Here is a 1,239-nt window from a genome sequence, read left to right as displayed (position 1 = left end):
TGACCTGCCCCCTGCAAACAGGGCCAGCTGGAGTCTAGTAAAGTTCGTTTTCGGAGAAGAAGACGAACATGAAGAAGCGCTTTACGGAACAGCAAATCATCGGGTTTCTGAAGGAAGCCGAAGCCGGTATGGCGGTCAAGGAACTGTGCAGGAAGTACGGGTTCAGTGACGCGTCGTTCTACACCTGGCGTGCGAAGTTCGGCGGCATGGAAGTCTCGGAAGCCCGCCGGCTCAAGGACCTCGAGGTGGAGAATTCCCGGCTGAAGAAACTGCTGGCCGAAGCAATGCTCGATATGGAAGCGTTGAAGATCGTCGTCAAGGGAAAGCCCTGAGCCCGCAAGCCAAACGCGAAGCAGTGTCGGCGATTCGGGAGAAGATCAACATCTCCGAGCGCCGCGCCTGCAGGCTTGTCGGGCTTTCTCGCAGCGTGCTGCATTACGACGCGAAGCCGGACCACGAGAATGAGGTGCTCGCGGCGCGTCTGGTGGAGTTGGCGCACGAACGTCGTCGATTCGGCTACCGCCGACTGCACGCCCTGATGGAGCGCGAAGGCACGCACGCCAATCACAAGCGCATCTATCGCCTGTACCGTGAGGCAGGGCTGGCTGTGCGGCGCCGTCGCAAGCGCCATGGCGTCATGATTGAGCGCGAGCAACTGGCATTGCCGGGCGCGCCCAACGAGGTGTGGTCAATCGATTTCGTGATGGATGCGCTTTCCAACGGCCGGCGCGTGAAGTGCCTGACCGTCGTCGACGACTTCACGAAAGAGGCTGTCGACATCGTCGTCGACCATGGCATCTCAGGTTTGTATGTCGCTCGGGCATTGGATCGTGCAGCTCGCTTCCGTGGCTATCCCAAGGCGGTGCGAACCGACCAGGGACCCGAATTTACGAGCCGCGCGCTTGACCAGTGGGCGTATGCGAACAGCGTCACGCTGAAGTTGATTCAGGCGGGCAAGCCAACGCAGAATGCGTACATCGAATCGTTCAACGGCAAGTTCCGCGACGAATGCCTTAACGAGCACTGGTTCACGACGCTCGCGCACGCTCGGGCTGTCATCGCGGCATGGCGTCAGGATTACAACGAGCAAAGGCCGCACAGCGCACTGAACTACCTTGCGCCGTCAGAGTTTGCGGCGAAACATCGGGCAACCGCGGATACTCCTGCCGCTTTCTTCCAGGAGCTGGTTTAAAGGGACTTTGCTAGAAGCCCATTGGCTCTATTGAAGGGGGCAGGTCA

The 1,239-nt window shown here is 59.6% G+C and carries 1 protein-coding gene; it reads left to right on the top strand.

Features of this window, described 5'->3' with window-relative positions; all coding sequences use genetic code 11:
• Positions 1-68: 68 nt before the first annotated feature.
• Positions 69-1,192 (top strand): IS3 family transposase gene (locus tag H0X91_RS34650; protein WP_196433818.1). Its coding sequence is split into 2 segments (ribosomal slippage): positions 69-327 and positions 327-1,192, totalling 1,125 coding nucleotides; the frame shifts between segments, so codons are not numbered across the junction.
• The last annotated feature ends 47 nt before the right edge of the window (positions 1,193-1,239 follow it).

Source organism: Burkholderia sp. 9777_1386, from assembly GCF_015712265.1.
GTDB lineage: Bacteria > Pseudomonadota > Gammaproteobacteria > Burkholderiales > Burkholderiaceae > Burkholderia > Burkholderia cenocepacia.
The sequence above is the reverse complement of the archived record's forward strand: the minus strand, read 5'-3'. Positions and strand labels throughout refer to the sequence as shown.